Here is a 14,557-nt window from a genome sequence, read left to right on the forward strand (position 1 = left end):
TCTCCTTGAAGGTGGAACTTATGTTTTGAACTTACGCATATGAGTTTTAATGTTTGAGCTCAGTTGAAGAACTTCTTTCGTTCTCTGAGCATTATCTTGACCACTACTCGACAGCTCATTAGTGGCCTCTGATGCTTCAACAATCGCCTGACTGACTTCATCAATGGCTTGTTTCTGCTCTTCTGTAGCATGCGAAATCTCGCCATTTCTTTCAGAAATTTCAGAGATAGTATTTTTCACCTGCTCAACAGAATGTTGTGACTCTGATACTCGCTTAGCGGTGCTTTCTAACAAATTAGAGATGCGAATAATTTCTTGCTCAACCGATTCTGTTGCACTGCTAAGTGAGCGAATATTGGTTTGGATTTGTTCGGTGGATTGGCTAGTTTTGGTCGAAAGGTTGCGCACTTCGTCAGCCACTACTGCAAAACCACGGCCATGCTCACCTGCGCGTGCCGCTTCAATAGCAGCGTTCAGTGCCAGCAAGTTGGTTTGCTCGGAAATGTCATTAATCACCCCGACCACCGTTGATATTTTTCGCCCTTCATCAAGCAGCTTATGCATTTCCGCGTTTACCGAACCCATTTCGGAACGCATGTTTACAATCTCGGCGGCAGAGCGTTCTATTGAGTGGTAAACATTATCGACCAGTTGAGAAGCCTCACTTGCTTGCCTTGCGGCGTCATTAGCGGTTTCAGCCACTGTTGCCACCGACTGACTCATCTGTGTGGAAGCGGCAGCGACGGTCGATAAACTGTGTTTTTGTTGATCAATTTGCTGCGCATTTCTCATGGCAACCTGACCACTCATCTCTGCAGTGTCTTTTAACTGCACAGAAGCATTCGTTACTTGTACAACTATCTCCCTTAGCGACTCCGTAAAATGATTAATACTGCGGATGATCTGTGAAAACTCTCTATATTTGGGTTCTGGAATGATACGACTTAAATCCCCTTCACCGGTTGCAAGATCGGCCACTCGCTCTGTTAAATCGTTGAGCGGGCGAAGGACGGTTTTCGTTAACGCCAAAATTAAGAATACAATCATTACGCTATCTAAAATCAGCAACTCAATCAGGCTATATTGCAGACTTTGTAACAAGGTTTTTTCTAGCCTATCTGTGTTATAGAAAAGCTCTACCTGACCAACTTCATTTTCCTTTTCATACTCAACAAAGGTGAGCTTTTGCACCGAAGAGAGCATGGATTCGTATTGTTTCCCCTCATTGGGTTCCATCTCTTTGACGTCTTGAGAGTCGGATGATGTACTCAGGAAAAGAAGCGGTGTACCACCCGCATCTTTCACTCTAACCGCTTGTATGTCTGGGTTATTTAACTCTGCTGAAATAGTGAGTTTGGCGGCATGTAAATCAAAATCCCAAATTGCTTTAGGTAGGCTGTAGCTCAAGCGCTCTTTTGCATTCAAGATTGATGTATCTAGGCTATGCTGTAGCTCCGCTTTCTTTGACTGGTAATCAATGTAACTAGAAATGCCCAACACAATGGACACTGCCAGAACAACTTGGGTAACAAAGATCACTTTGACACTTTTCCACATACTTCATTTCGCCTTAATCAATGGTATGAGTTAAGCACTGTGCGTTGACTTCATCGCACCGCATGATAGCCATCTGACTCTTGTGTTTAATGAATAGGACGCAGACCAGAAGAGAGGTCCATATCATCTCTGCTATTGTCTGAACTCATACCGATCATGTTGATCTCACTTATCTTTTACTTAAGGATAGACCAAGAAAGAAAAAGGTTATTATTTTTTGAGCCGAAAGTTTACTTTCGGCTTAATTTAGAATTGAGTAGCGAATGAAGAAGCGCTGACGGGCTGGATAGAAGAGTATTTGGCCGTAACCAACGCATTTAATAGTGATACTCCTGTCGCCTCTTGTTCGGTAAACACTCTTGCACTCATCACTGCTTTTCCGCCGTTGATAAACACTTCTAATGAAGAATTATCCGCGAGAATCTGCAGCTCAACCTGTTCACACTCTAAGGCTAATTCACGAATCACATCACCTTGGCGTATCAAAGTATGGGAACGATCAAAGCGTAATACTTTTTGCTGGGCATCTAAACTCAGTTCAACGTATTGCTCATCTTTTTCAAACAAACGTAACCTTGCCCCCCACGGCAAAGTGATACACATTTCAAAACTTTTGGTGTTGAGAATGGTGCATTTATCGCTTAACTCCAAACTTACCGGCTGGTGACATAACTGCTCTAGTTCTCTTATAGGCCTTTGAATAATTTGATCATTCTCAACACTCAACTCACGCAGTGCCGTAAGTTGATGCAACCAGCCGTTGTCACAGCTAGGATGATTAACTTCGTCAGGCAGCCCCATCCATGCACACAAGACGCGCCGCCCGTCTGCCGTTTGCATTGTTTGAGGGGCATAAAAATCAAAGCCGTGATCCAGTGGTTGCAGATGACAAAAGTGAGGATGATCATTTTCATCCCATAAGACTTTTGCAATACGGTTTTGATGGACAACTGTGTGGTTCACGTTATCTGAAATAATCCCTTGAGGGCCAAAAACAAAATAACTTTGGCCCGCGATTTCAAACAGATCGGGACATTCCCACATGTAACCTAGCGGTGCGATTTCTTCACCAAATAGACCATCGAAATGCCACTCTTTAAGATCATATGAATGGTAAATCGCCAGCCGACCTTGCAACTGCGTTGTTTGCGCGCCAAGCAACATGAGCCATTTTCCTCGGTGGCGCACTATTTTAGGGTCGCGAATGTGTTCCGTGACACCCGTTGGGGAATTACGGATCACTGGGCCACATTTTTCAAAACGGAGGCCATCTTGCGACACGGCTAAACACTGCGTTGTTTGACGCAATCGCTGTTCACCTAACCGAACATTGCCAGTATAGAAAAGCATCAACTCATCGTTGTGACTTAAAGCATGACCAGAAAAAACTCCGTGACTGTCATACCAATCTGATGGAGTCAGTGCAATACCTTGCCATTGCCAGTGAATAAGATCAGTACTCGTCAGTTGTACCCAATATTTATCCTTGTGCTCACACCCATAAGGATACCACTGATAAAAAAGATGATATTTTCCTTGGTGATAAATGAAACCGTTTGGATCATTGAGCAGCCCTTGCGGCGGCGAAATATGCCACGTTGGACGAAAGGGACAATCGTTTGGCGAGGAATAGGCGTACGCATTAAGCCGCAGCTGAGAACCAATCATTCGACCTAAATTATTGATCAGTTCATCGGCATATTCATTGATACTATCTTGTTGAATCAAAAATGAAAGCTGCCATTCACCGAGCACCTCTCGCAATCGCATATGGCTAGGCAAAACATTGACTAAAGCTGGATCTCGCAGCGCAATAATGATTTCGCCTCTTGGTGCGAGTACTCGCTGAATATTGGCCGGGCCGCCAACTAATCTCACCATATCTTCAAATGACATTTTTTCTACTGGCACTGTTTCTAATGACATGACTTACACTCAATTTTTGGGAACGATTGCAAAATATAAAAAAATAAGCCTGCTTGCAAGCATTGGTGAAATATTGCCCTCAATTATGCGGGCTTCCCCTCAGCAAGCACCTTCAGCCTTAGCCGGTTTCACGTTCGATATTTTGGAATGTTAACACGACTTTACTCATCTCCTGCCCACGACCAGCAATACGTTCAAGCAACATCTTGGCTGCATTTTCACCCGCTTTATCAAAGGCATAGTTGAATGTTGATAAGCTTGGGTTACTGACAAATGCGAGCTCATCATTGCCAACTCCTAATACTTTTATTTGCGATCCAACCTGAAACCCAGACTCTTGCAGTGCTTTCACCGCTCCAACCGCAATTCTATCGGTTGCGCAGAAAAGACCATCTAATTGTGGGTATTGATTGATTAATGTTTTAGCTTGTAAGTAACCAGATTCAATCGAAAAATCACCACGCACATGAAACAACAGGGTTAAATTGTTGATACCCAGTGCTTGCTCTAACCCTTGAGAACGCAAGCAATCCACCGCTACGTCATCGCTCTGAACACCAATAAAACCAATGTGTTGACAACCTTTTGCTATCAACCGTTTACCCGCTTCGAATCCAACGCGAAGATCATCATGAACAATACTTGGGATATCGTGCAGTGAGCCATCTTGCCCAACCAATACCACCGGGACATTAGATTGTTGGATTGCTTTCACTAATGGCATATCAAGGTGTGTGGCGTAAAGTACAATGCCTTCGACCCTCTTTTGATTAAATATTTGAATATATTCCAACTCTTTAGCGTGATCTTGATGAGTATTGGCAAGCAACACGTGTTTGCCCGCTTGTTCAAATATGGCACTTAAACCATCAACGCCTTGTGCTGTCGCATGTGAAGAGACTCGCGGAACGATGACTCCAATTAAATTGGTTTTTTGTGATTTGAGATCTTTAGCGACTTGGTTGACCATATAGCCGCATTCTGAAATTGCCTTTAACACTTTGATTTTTGTAGACTCTTTAACACCATACTCATCATTTACAACGCGTGAAACCGTCGATTTAGAAACTCCGGCCAGCTTAGCGACATCGTGCAAACTCGACATACATAACCTTACTTATTCTGTTTTGGGATTGTTTGCAAAACTCAGCGCGGCAAACGATCGAATAGTGTGATTCTAACGCTGTTTGTAGAATTATCGATCTCTCTTTTACCGATCTAATTCACAGAATCAATGGTTGGCTTTTGACTACTTTGAATTATTCATCAAAAATCCATTCTGCAAACGTTCCCAAAATACTTATTTTAATTTTATCCACCATGCTTATCTTAAAGAGATCAAGTCATCTGGATACCAAACAACAACCGGGGTGGGTTATGAACTATCCAGTCATAGCAAAACAATTATTAGAGCAATTAGGTGGCAGAGAAAATATCCAAGCCCTTGCTCACTGTGCAACACGTTTAAGATTAGCGCTAAAAGATGACGCATTGGTTGATGAACAAGCCATTGATTCACTTGAAGGTGTCAAAGGACAATTCAAAGTCGCTGGCCAATATCAAATTATTTTTGGCTCCGGTATCGTTAACCAAGTTTATGCGGAAATGGCCAAGCTGACCGGCCTTGCTGAAATGTCAACCAATGATGTTGCAAGCGCGGGTGCACAAAAGCAGAACTTAGTGCAGCGCGCCGTTAAAGGGTTGTCTGACATTTTTGTCCCTATTATCCCGGCCATCGTTGCTGGCGGTTTATTGATGGGGCTGTTCAATGTACTGACAGCTACTGGGCTTTTTATCGAAGGGCAATCACTGATTGATGCTAATCCGGGCTTGGCTGATCTTGCCAGCATGATCAACACCTTCGCTAACGCCCCTTTTGTTTATCTTCCTGTTTTGTTGGCATTTTCTGCTTCTAAAAAATTCGGCGGCAACCCATTCCTTGGCGCTGCATTAGGTATGTTGATGGTTCACCCAGACCTGCTCAATGGTTGGGGATTTGGCGGCGCGTCCGTCGCAGGCACCATCCCTACTTGGAATATTTTTGGCTTTGAGATCCAGAAAGTCGGCTATCAAGGCTCTGTCTTACCCGTTTTAGTCTCCGCCTTTATTCTTGCAAAAATCGAAAATGGCCTGCGCAAAATTATCCCTTCTGTACTGGATAATTTACTGACGCCTATGCTCTCGATTTTCATTGCAGGCTTTTTAACCTTCACTCTGGTTGGCCCAATTACCCGCGATATCGGCTTTCTATTGGGTGATGGGCTGAACTGGCTATACGATTCTGCTGGCTTCATTGGTGGTGCACTGCTTGGCTTTATCTACGCACCGTTTGTGATTACTGGCATGCACCACAGCTTTATTGCTATCGAAACACAACTATTGGCTGACATCGCCATTACTGGCGGTACGTTTATTTTTCCTATTGCGGCCATGTCAAACGTCGCACAAGGTGCAGCAGCTTTAGCGGTTGGTATGAACACCAAAGATATCAAATTAAAAGGCATTGCGATTCCATCCGGTGTGACCGCCCTTCTGGGCATTACCGAACCCGCAATGTTCGGTGTAAACCTGAAACTTCGCTACCCATTTATTGCTGCGATCATCGGTTCAGCTTGTGCCAGTGCATTCATTACCTTGTTTAATGTCAAAGCACAAGCGTTAGGCGCGGCTGGGCTTCCAGGAGTGATTTCCATTAACCCAGAGAAAATCAGCTACTACATGATTGGTATGCTGATTTCTTTTGTCATTGCCTTTACCTTAACACTTGTTTTGGGTGCCAAAGAGCGCGCAAAGCTTGATAAACAAGCAACAGCGTAACCCCCAAGGCTGTTATGCTCCTAAGCCCGCTCGATGTGAGTGGGCTTATTTCTTCAGCGAATAACACGGATATTGGAAGAAAAAATGAATCGAGTTTGGGTGACAGGCGACGCGGTCGTCGACTTAATTCCTGATGGTGAAGCACACTATCTAAAATGTCCGGGCGGTGCTCCGGCGAATGTGGCTGTTGCCATCGCAAGATTGGGGGGTAATAGCGCCTTTTTTGGCCGTGTGGGTAATGACCCTATGGGGCGCTTTATGCAATCCACATTAACCGAAGAGAAAGTAGACACCCGATATTTACAGTTGGATGAACAGCAAAGAACATCAACCGTCGTGGTCGATTTAGACTCGCACGGCGAACGCAGTTTTACCTTTATGGTGAAACCTAGCGCGGATCAATTCATCCAATGTTCAGATATTCCCACCTTTTTAGCGGGCGAATGGCTGCATTGTTGCTCCATTGCACTGGCCAGTGAACCGAGTCGCAGCACTACCATTGAAGCGATTAAACGCATCAAAGCCAACGGGGGATTTGTCAGTTTTGATCCCAATCTACGAGAAGAGGTCTGGCCTAACTCCGAAGAGATGATCCCAGTGGTGATGAGCGTGGTGGCAATGGCGGATGTGGTTAAGTTTTCCGATGACGAACTGCTCTTGCTCACGCAGCGCCCTAGCCTTGAGCAGGGATTAATCTCAGTGAAAGAATTGAACATTCCGCTGATTGTCATTACTCAAGGTGCAAAAGGAGCGCTGGTGATCACAGCAGAGATGCAAACAATGATTACGGGAAAAGCCGTAAAACCTATCGATACAACAGGTGCCGGAGATGCTTTTGTCGGTGGATTGCTGTGCCAGTTGTCATTACATAAAGAGTGGTTTACTAAGGGTAATATCATAAACGCAGTGCAATGGGCTAATGGCTGCGGAGCATTAGCCACCACTCAAAAAGGGGCAATGACAGCGCTACCAGATAAGCACATGCTTGCTCAATGGATTGGCTAAAATGATGGCTTGTACTTACAAGGACGTAAGTCGTGTTGAAGTTCAAGCAAACTGCGAAATAAACGGATGATTTTCAGAGGATGTTTGCTACGCTTACTGCATGATTAAGCAAACAGCCCTCGGATAAGATGCAGACATTTGTTAAATATGAAAGATGTAAACGGTGGGTATTAAGCTTACTAGCGTTCTTACTACCCATTGTGATTGCTAGTCCAATTATCGCTTGGCAAACACGAGCTGATTTGAATCATCACATGCAAAACGTTTTGGTAAAAGGTACGGATTACATTGATCTACTGCTAAGAAATGCTCATGTTGCCAATGAACGTGCAGCACCCTATCTCAATATGGATTGCCTAGATGCTACTCGTTATTTACGAGAGCTAGTGGCGACAACTCCCGATATCCGGACCATCAATTTAGCCAAACAAAATACGATTTATTGTAATTCGTTAAACGGTCAAGTAAACGATCACTACCAAATCGACAGCTATGTCAGTGGTGAGCTCTATTTAATGGCTGGTAATCGACTCACACCTCTCCGGCCTGTGTTAGCTTTTCACAGAACTTACGAACAGGGTATGGTGATCACTGGAGTTAGTTCCTATTACCTAACTAACATGCTTATTTTACTAGATGGCTATGGCAAATTTTATTTTCACGTTGGCAAAAATCATCTCGACGAGACCGGCGTTGTAACTTCCGAACCGTTATTTCCCACAATCATTAATACTTCAGAACGCTACCCTTATTCACTATCGACCCTATTAACTATTGATGACTACTGGCTTTATTTTAAAAACACCAAACAAACCAGTGCGATGTTAGCTCTCTTAATGGGAATCGGTTTAGGCGGATTTGTTTTTTGGAAACCCGGCCAAGCTTCGTCAATGCAGGGAGAAGTGAAACGCGCTATTCAATCCAACGAATTCGTTCCGTATGTACAACCGATTGTTGATGGTAGTGGTCAGCTCTGCCATATCGAAGTGCTTGCCCGCTGGCAACATCCTGTTCATGGATTAGTGAGGCCCGATCTTTTTATTCCCCTAGCGGAGGAATCTGGGCTAATCATTCCTATTACGACTCAGTTAATGTCCCAAGTAGAGCATGAACTTTCATTACATCAGTCACAATTTCCAGAGCATTTCAGTATTGGATTTAATATTTCAGCCAAGCACTGCGTAGCTTCCAATTTGTTTGATGATTGCAAACATTTCATTGAAACCTTCAACAATCGTAAACATATTTTAACGCTAGAGCTCACTGAGAGAGAGTTGGTTACTGACAGTGATGAAGCAAAAAAACTCTTCCAATCATTGGATAAGATAGGTATGTTGCTAGCAATTGATGATTTTGGTACAGGGCACTCTAGTTTGAACTATTTGCAAGAGTTCAAGTTTGATATTTTAAAAATCGACAGAAGCTTTATTACCATGATCGGTAGCGATGCGATCTCTAGCCACATTGTTGAAAACTTAGTCGATTTAGCCAAGCGACTTGAGTTAAAAACCATCGCAGAAGGTGTGGAAACCCAAAAGCAAGTTGACTTTTTGAACGAAAGGGAGATTGACTATTTACAAGGTTATTTCTTTTATAAGCCTATGCCGCTCAGTGAGTTTATCACTCTGCTTAAAACCACCTAAATCAATCTCTGGCATTCCAATAGGATGATAACTGGAACTTCAGTGGTTATTTCTTATGACGAGAGGCCAACTGAGCACGGTAGCGAGCTAAATGAAAACGTTTTCGAACTGGCTGATGAGCAGACAGTTGCTTTAACACTTGGTTGAGTTGTTTATTGTGATGCTGGCTATGATTCGCCGCTGATTGTTCATCATCTTCAATGAAGAAAGACGCAACGCTGGCCGTCAATAAACCAAAAAGTGTTATGCCCGTCAGCATTAAAAAGACCGCAACACCACGGCCAAACGGGGTAACAGGATACATATCACCATACCCTACCGTAGTAATCGTGGTCATTGCCCACCAAATCGCATCAGAAAAATCATTGATTGGGCTATCCGTTCCTTTTTCGACCAAATAGACAAAAGCCGCAGAAAGAAGCACTGTCGATAAACTGGTTAGCCCAATAAAGCTGAGCGTTTTTTGCCTTAATACAGCTTTGGTTTGACGCCATGCTCTTGGCAAAATCAGTAAAATACGCAAAAAACGGAGCGGACGCAGGAATGGCATGGCAACAATTAGTACATCTGGCCAGTTTTTTACCATGTAATGCATAGGATGTGGGCTGAGTAAGACCTTAACCAGTAACTCCGTTGCAAACAATCCCCAAATAATCCATAGCAGATGCTCCAGAAAATCAAGCTCTTCAGGCTGTAAAGGTGCAATATCTGGCAGTAATGCGACGATCACATACACTACCGATAGCAGCAGCATCGGAATTTCAGTTTTATGTTCGATCGCAGACAGTAGCTGTAAACGTGTTTTTAATTTCATGATTCCAATACCTTTTTCCGTTTACCTTAACGCCAAAAGTACCAAGTGAACAGTACAACCATCCCTTTCATTACCTAATTAGCACCCAACTCAAAATGGAACTCACTATAAACTAGGTGATTGAGATGTAAAGAATTGTGACCTTAACAGAGCTTAAAATAACCGTCTTGAGCGTTATTCTAAGCTCTCCACACCCAATATCTCACTCACAAAAATCTCAAAAACACCATAGGAGTCAAGTTTCAATTGTGATACGATGCACAACTTTATGGATATCTCTCTATTTTCATATGGACGTGACCCAATACCCAAGCCACTTAGGATGCTGTCGATGACCAGTAAGTGAGGCCGAAAAAACATCAATAAAATGGTGGAATTGGCGTCAATGAACATGATCAATACAGCAATGCTGCAAGTGGGACAGGTATAACTCCGTTGTTTTACTCCGAGGTCACTTATTACCATGTCTTTTTTAAAAGATTTAGCCATTCGCAAAAAAATTGCGCTTGCCTTTACTATTATCGCGTTAGTCAACATCGCCTTCGGTTATTACCTATATCGTTCATTGAACGAAATACAAGATGACCTACTCAATCTAACGGATGACACACTCCCATCAATGATGATGGTCAATAACGTCAAATACAATATGGCTTCTGTGCGACGTGCTCAAATCAGTTTGCTTTCCGCAACCGATCAAGCCGAAATTACGGAAGACATTCGTTGGATGCAAGAACGTTATGAGGAAATTGATAGTGCGCTAGCCACTTATGAACGCGCCGTTTGGACCGATCATGAACGGTCTATTTTTATGCCTGTTAAGAATCTGTGGCGCGATTATTTAACCGCATTAGGCTCTTTTAATAATGATATTCTCAGTCAAAACAAAGCAAAAGCGCAAAGTGATATCTCCGCTTCTCTGGCTACCTTTGAACGTTTAGAGAGTGCGGTTGATGATCTTCTCAATTTAAACCAAACCTTTGTTGTCAAAAACCGCTCTGAACTGATGACGCTTATTCAAGCTATCACCTCATTTTCCACAGGCAGCATTGTTGCGCTGATGGCATTTATGGTGTTCATTACACTATTGCTTTCTCGCTTAATCTGCCAGCCACTACAGTTGGTTGTACAGCAAGCGAACGCCATTGCTGGAGGTAATTTAAGCCATCGATTAGCACGTCAGCATATTGGACAAGATGAGCTAGGTGAATTGGCCGATGCGTGTTCAAGTATGCAAGAGAATTTACGCTCAATGGTGGAAGAGATCATCGCCGGAGCGACTCAACTATCTCATGCTGTCGATGAAGTTAGCGCCGTCTCTGAACAGACATCACAGGGCATGCAAGAGCAACAGGTCGAGGTGATGCACATTGCTACGGCCATGACGCAAATGAAATCAACGGTTGCAGAAGTGGCACGAAGCACAGAAGTCGCTTCTGACGCCGCTCGTGAAAGTAACCAACAATCCATCCTTGGATCAAAACAGATGGATTCCGTCGCCAATGCTATCTCTCTTGTGACTCAAGAAATTGATCAAGCAGAACAACGCGTATTAGAACTTGAGCAGCAAGCACAGCAAATTAACGTTGTCGTTGACGTGATAAGCAACATCGCCGACCAAACAAATTTGCTTGCACTTAACGCAGCAATTGAAGCGGCGCGTGCTGGTGAACAAGGGCGTGGTTTTGCGGTTGTGGCTGATGAAGTCCGTGCTTTAGCTGGCAAAACTCAGCAATCGACGGGCGACATCGTCAATATTATCCAAAGCCTACAAACATGCGCACTTCGTGCTCGTGAAGCGACGTCACAAAGCAGTGTACTTATGGGACAATGTGTTGAGCAAAGTGGCCAAACTCAAATCGCGATTGACCACATTAGTAATCAAAGCGCGCATATTGCTGATATGACCATTCAAATCGCCAGTGCGTGCGGAGAGCAAGATTCGGTTAGCGAAGAGCTCAGTCGCAATATCGAACGCATTAGTGAATCAGCTAAGCAAGTTGCACAAGGTTCTTCCAGCGCCGCTCAAGCGTGTGCAGAGCTGAGTCAGTTGGCAGCAATGCTACAAAATACGGTACGTCGCTTCCAAGTCTAGCCTCATATCGTGGGTTTAAAAATAACGGCCTCTTTTGAGGCCGTTATAGTATCCATTCTCTTGCTATTTATAGCTTAAATCTGTCGCTTTACCTTTAAAGATTCGGTAAACCACAAAGGTGTACAGCAAGATCATCGGCATCACAATCACGACACCAATGCCCACTACCAATAAGCTAGCCGTAGAGGCGGCTGATTCTTGAGCCGTCATTATCCCGGGGACGACATCAGGGAAAAAGCTATAGGCTAATCCAAGAAAGCTTAATGCAAAAATTAGCATCACGCCAAAAAATGGCCATTGAACGCCCATATCATTCACTACAGGCACTCTTTTTAAATAGCGGTCAACCATAAAAATCGTGACTAACACCACCAGCGGAACAGGAGCTAATAACAGCATTTCAGGGAAGCTAAACCAACGTTCCGCGACCAGTGGATTAAATAGCGGGTTAACAATACTGACTGAGAAAATACCCAGCGCGGCCAACCAACCCGCGCGGCGTGACCAGCGCGCCGCTCGAATTTGTAACGCGCCTTCGGTCTTTAACACCAGCCAAGCACCACCGATATAAACATAAGCGGCCGTCACGCACAGCGAACTGAGTAGTGCAAAGCCATAAGCCTGCATCGACTCCTCAAAGCTCATCACATACCGTCCAATCATGTAACCTTGGGTTAATGCGGCAAGTAAAGAACCGGTTTTAAAACACAAGTCCCAGTGGTCTTTATGATCCGCTTTCGCTTTTGCACGGAAATCAAACGCTACACCACGCATAATCAATGCGATCAGCATCAGTGCGGTGGGCAAATACAGCTCTGTCAAAATCAAGCTATGTGCACTTGGAAACGCAATCAATAAAATACCAACGCCTAGCACTAGCCATGTTTCATTGGCATCCCAGAAAGGACCAATTGAGGCGATCATTCTATCGCGCTGTTGCTCATTATTTTGGGGTAATAAAATACCGACACCTAAATCATAACCATCAAGTACCGCATACATGAAAACACTAAAACCAAGCAGTAAAAGATAAATTTCCGGTAGATAAGAGATCATAATGGTGCCTTTTGCTCGTCAATCGGTTGAATCGTTATGCCTGTGGAGAACTGCCTTGCTAAATAAAACAGTGTATGGATATAAGCAACTAGCAATACGGCATAAATGGTTAAATACATCACTAATGACAGCACAACAGAACCACTTCCAATCGCAGTGACCGCATCAGAAGTACGCAATACACCACTAACAAGCCATGGTTGACGGCCAATTTCAGTAACATACCACCCTGCTAATGTGGCTACCCATCCTGAAAACGTCATCGCGACAACGGTATAAAGATAGAACTTGGGTAAGGTTTTTTTACGAATTAAACGCCATGTACCAAACCAGCTCACTAGCAGCATCAGCACGCCAATTCCGACCATAATTCGAAAGCCAAAGAACAGTGGCTTAACCGGGGGATGGTCCGGTGCAAATTGATTTAAACCCACAATTTCACCGTCGAGGTCATGCGTGAGTATTAAGCTGGCTAATTTAGGAATGCCGAGTTCAAAGTGATTGCTACGTGTGGCTTCATCCGGCCAAGCGAATAAGAGTAACGGTGCTCCTTGCTCCGTGTCCCACACCCCTTCCATCGCAGCAATTTTAGCGGGTTGGTGTTTTAACGTATTTAAGCCGTGTAAATCGCCAACAAAAATTTGTATTGGTATAGCAATGGCCGCGAGAATAATGCCGACTCTAAGGCCCACTTTCGCTGCTTCCAGTTGCGCATTACGCAAAAATTGGTAAGCAGAGATCCCTGCAATAACAAAACTTGCGGTGAGTAAAGAAGCCAGCAACATATGAACAAGCCGATACGGCATAGAAGGATTGAAAATAACCTCTTTCCAACTGGTGACATGAACAATGCCTTCAATCACTTCATAACCAGCGGGTGTATGCATCCAACTATTTAAAACTAAAATCCAAAAAGCAGAGAGTGATGTGCCTATCGCCACCAGCACTGTTGCTAAAGTATGCACCCATTCAGGTACTCTTCCACGCCCAAAAAGCATCACGCCAAGGAAAGTCGCCTCCATAAAGAAAGCCGTCATCACTTCGTAGCCTAACAATGGCCCAGCGACGTTACCGACTCTCTCCATGAATCCTGGCCAGTTAGTCCCAAATTGAAAACTCATCGTGATACCAGAAACAACACCGAGCGCAAAAGTCAGGGCAAAGATCTTGACCCAGAAATAATATAAATCCAACCACAACTGAGCTTGCGTTCGTACAAAACGCCACTTAAAAAACACCATCACCCATGCAAGCGCAATCGTAATGGTTGGAAATAAAATATGAAAACTGATATTGGCGGCAAACTGGATCCGCGACAACATGAGGGTCTCTAACATCACTCTTTCCTCAATCAAAAAAGACTAGGCAATCAAATAACAACAATTTACTTAATTGTTAATTACGTTGATCGACCTAATTAAGTTCACTGCCTGAGGATTTTCTTACTTAAAGTCACTAAGGCTCCTCGTCGATTGAGGGGAATGAAAATCCAGAACAGCGCAGCCAATGAGTTGTACCAATCATCAGCTGTAAGACCGAGGAAAAAGATGTATCAAATTACGGAAGAATTATGACAAAAAATAACCATGCCCCACAAGAAGCGTTAGGTTTGAGTAAGCAGTAAGCCTTGCTTCGGCTTACAGC

At 43.8% G+C, this 14,557-nt stretch carries 10 protein-coding genes; 4 read left to right on the plus strand and 6 right to left on the minus strand.

Annotated features, from left to right (window positions below):
- Positions 1 to 18 precede the first annotated feature (18 nt).
- From AACT42_RS06185 to AACT42_RS06195, 3 genes are all read right to left on the minus strand, one after another.
- On the minus strand, positions 19 to 1,557 hold the full coding sequence (locus tag AACT42_RS06185; RefSeq protein ID WP_081245236.1) for a methyl-accepting chemotaxis protein: 1,539 nt from the start codon (positions 1,555 to 1,557) through the stop codon (positions 19 to 21).
- 246 nt (positions 1,558 to 1,803) lie between these two features.
- Positions 1,804 to 3,483, minus strand: a complete 1,680-nt coding sequence (locus AACT42_RS06190) for a glycoside hydrolase family 32 protein (RefSeq protein WP_094134231.1) — start codon at positions 3,481 to 3,483, stop codon at positions 1,804 to 1,806.
- Positions 3,484 to 3,601: 118 nt separating this feature from the next.
- Positions 3,602 to 4,588, minus strand: a complete 987-nt coding sequence (locus AACT42_RS06195; RefSeq protein WP_094168049.1) for a LacI family DNA-binding transcriptional regulator — start codon at positions 4,586 to 4,588, stop codon at positions 3,602 to 3,604.
- A 272-nt stretch (positions 4,589 to 4,860) separates the two neighbouring features.
- On the opposite strand from AACT42_RS06195, the gene AACT42_RS06200 reads away from it, so the two are divergent.
- From AACT42_RS06200 to AACT42_RS06210, 3 genes are all read left to right on the plus strand, one after another.
- A complete protein-coding gene (locus AACT42_RS06200; RefSeq protein ID WP_088728884.1) occupies positions 4,861 to 6,300 on the plus strand; it encodes a sucrose-specific PTS transporter subunit IIBC in 1,440 nt (479 codons plus the stop codon).
- 84 nt (positions 6,301 to 6,384) lie between these two features.
- Positions 6,385 to 7,305, plus strand: a complete 921-nt coding sequence (locus tag AACT42_RS06205; RefSeq protein WP_094131823.1) for an aminoimidazole riboside kinase — start codon at positions 6,385 to 6,387, stop codon at positions 7,303 to 7,305.
- A gap of 254 nt (positions 7,306 to 7,559) precedes the next feature.
- Positions 7,560 to 8,948: an EAL domain-containing protein gene (locus tag AACT42_RS06210; RefSeq protein ID WP_237666841.1), complete on the plus strand. Its 1,389-nt coding sequence runs from the start codon at positions 7,560 to 7,562 to the stop codon at positions 8,946 to 8,948.
- Between the two features lie 46 nt (positions 8,949 to 8,994).
- Here the strand turns inward: AACT42_RS06210 and AACT42_RS06215 are convergent, their stop codons facing one another.
- Positions 8,995 to 9,762 carry a potassium channel family protein gene (locus AACT42_RS06215; protein ID WP_094167978.1) on the minus strand — a complete coding sequence of 256 codons (768 nt, stop codon included), beginning with the start codon at positions 9,760 to 9,762 and terminating at the stop codon, positions 8,995 to 8,997.
- 463 nt (positions 9,763 to 10,225) lie between these two features.
- Here AACT42_RS06215 and AACT42_RS06220 point away from each other — a divergent pair, with 463 nt between their 5' ends.
- Positions 10,226 to 11,857, plus strand: a complete 1,632-nt coding sequence (locus tag AACT42_RS06220; RefSeq protein WP_094131678.1) for a methyl-accepting chemotaxis protein — start codon at positions 10,226 to 10,228, stop codon at positions 11,855 to 11,857.
- Positions 11,858 to 11,920: 63 nt separating this feature from the next.
- Here the strand turns inward: AACT42_RS06220 and AACT42_RS06225 are convergent, their stop codons facing one another.
- On the minus strand, positions 11,921 to 12,913 hold the full coding sequence (locus tag AACT42_RS06225) for a cytochrome d ubiquinol oxidase subunit II (RefSeq protein WP_017042970.1): 993 nt from the start codon (positions 12,911 to 12,913) through the stop codon (positions 11,921 to 11,923).
- Positions 12,910 to 14,250, minus strand: coding sequence for a cytochrome ubiquinol oxidase subunit I (locus AACT42_RS06230; protein ID WP_094131679.1), 1,341 nt, complete (start codon positions 14,248 to 14,250; stop codon positions 12,910 to 12,912). The genes AACT42_RS06225 and AACT42_RS06230 overlap by 4 nt, the downstream gene beginning before the upstream one ends.
- Positions 14,251 to 14,557: the final 307 nt, after the last annotated feature.

This window comes from Vibrio sp. V15_P4S5T153 (assembly GCF_963874485.1).
Lineage (GTDB): Bacteria > Pseudomonadota > Gammaproteobacteria > Enterobacterales > Vibrionaceae > Vibrio > Vibrio anguillarum.

Excerpts from the sequence above, each read along its gene's own strand:
- AACT42_RS06185 (WP_081245236.1), bottom strand. The coding sequence starts at position 1,557 with ATGTGGAAAAGTGTCAAAGTGATCTTTGTTACCCAAGTTGTTCTGGCA.
- AACT42_RS06190 (WP_094134231.1), bottom strand. The coding sequence starts at position 3,483 with ATGTCATTAGAAACAGTGCCAGTAGAAAAAATGTCATTTGAAGATATG.
- AACT42_RS06195 (WP_094168049.1), bottom strand. The coding sequence starts at position 4,588 with ATGTCGAGTTTGCACGATGTCGCTAAGCTGGCCGGAGTTTCTAAATCG.
- AACT42_RS06200 (WP_088728884.1), top strand. The coding sequence starts at position 4,861 with ATGAACTATCCAGTCATAGCAAAACAATTATTAGAGCAATTAGGTGGC.
- AACT42_RS06205 (WP_094131823.1), top strand. The coding sequence starts at position 6,385 with ATGAATCGAGTTTGGGTGACAGGCGACGCGGTCGTCGACTTAATTCCT.
- AACT42_RS06210 (WP_237666841.1), top strand. The coding sequence starts at position 7,560 with ATGCAAAACGTTTTGGTAAAAGGTACGGATTACATTGATCTACTGCTA.
- AACT42_RS06215 (WP_094167978.1), bottom strand. The coding sequence starts at position 9,762 with ATGAAATTAAAAACACGTTTACAGCTACTGTCTGCGATCGAACATAAA.
- AACT42_RS06220 (WP_094131678.1), top strand. The coding sequence starts at position 10,226 with ATGTCTTTTTTAAAAGATTTAGCCATTCGCAAAAAAATTGCGCTTGCC.
- AACT42_RS06225 (WP_017042970.1), bottom strand. The coding sequence starts at position 12,913 with ATGATCTCTTATCTACCGGAAATTTATCTTTTACTGCTTGGTTTTAGT.
- AACT42_RS06230 (WP_094131679.1), bottom strand. The coding sequence starts at position 14,250 with ATGTTAGAGACCCTCATGTTGTCGCGGATCCAGTTTGCCGCCAATATC.